Origin of the sequence: Gilliamella sp. App2-1 (genome assembly GCF_001690255.1) — a bacterium.
GTDB lineage: Bacteria > Pseudomonadota > Gammaproteobacteria > Enterobacterales > Orbaceae > Gilliamella > Gilliamella apicola_G.
Genome location: NZ_LZGR01000001.1, coordinates 1 through 992 on the forward strand (window position 1 = coordinate 1; position 992 = coordinate 992).

Consider the following 992-nt stretch of genomic DNA (forward strand, 5'->3'; position numbering starts at 1 on the left):
ATCATTAGAAGAGTTAGCTGAAATTAAACAACGGCACAATATAACGGAATAGCTAAGATAATGACGAAATCCCACTTATCATAAATCGCAGCAGTAACCCATTTCACGATGAATAAATAAAAAGGAGAGTCATCATGCCATCAAAATACCGCCCACAAATTTTTGGTTGGTTTGGCGATCTAGATAAAGGCCCTTATAGTGTGCCCCTGCATGATCGTCGCTTAAGCTATGCCAATAATAACTACTGTGCCTTTATTCGTCAGGATCTCAATGATCAGATTTTTTATGCTTGCCTTTATTTTGTTGCTATTATTTGTGGGAGTGGAGCTATCATTGGATGTCTTTGGTTGTTGGTACACCATGATAGCTCTAAAATAGAATTTATTGATATAGTAGTAATTTTGGGTTTTATTATCTGTTGTCTCGCTATGTATTATGTTATTCCCCAAGTGTATCATTATCTATTTTCCCGTCGTGGTAGTCCCATTATATTTAACCGTAAAACGGGTAAAGTCTATGTCAACGAAAGTGACTTTTTTAACTTTAAGTTTTTACGGCATCCTGCGGTATTTTTACAACCGAAAAAACGCCGTATAAAAGAGTATGATTGGGATGATTTGCATGGTGTTATTATCCATAATATGTCGCGTAATGCCTTAACCTCGACCGTATTAATGGTGTGCCAACCGGGAACGCATCAAGTGATTGATCATATCATGTTAGATCCCATTCGAGCCGGCGCAGGGAGCACATTTGTTTGGGGTTGGATTAATAGTTTTATGGTCTTTTATAAATCAGCCAATATCGATGATGGCGAATATAAATCAGATCAAGAAGCGGAATTTAAAGCCCATAGGATTGACGGTCAAGGCTGGCCAGAATGGATGATTGAAGCGTTTAATGCCACATCATTAGAAGAGTTAGCTGAAATTAAACAACGGCACAATATAACGGAATAGCTAAGATAATGACGAAATCCCACTTATCATAAA

General features: G+C 37.5%; 1 protein-coding gene. It reads left to right on the forward strand.

Going from position 1 to position 992, the window contains the following annotated elements; translation table 11 throughout:
- The first annotated feature begins 134 nt into the window (after positions 1-134).
- Positions 135-959 carry a DUF6708 domain-containing protein gene (locus tag A9G22_RS00005; protein WP_075508092.1) on the forward strand — a complete coding sequence of 275 codons (825 nt, stop codon included), beginning with the start codon at positions 135-137 and terminating at the stop codon, positions 957-959.
- Positions 960-992 lie beyond the last annotated feature (33 nt).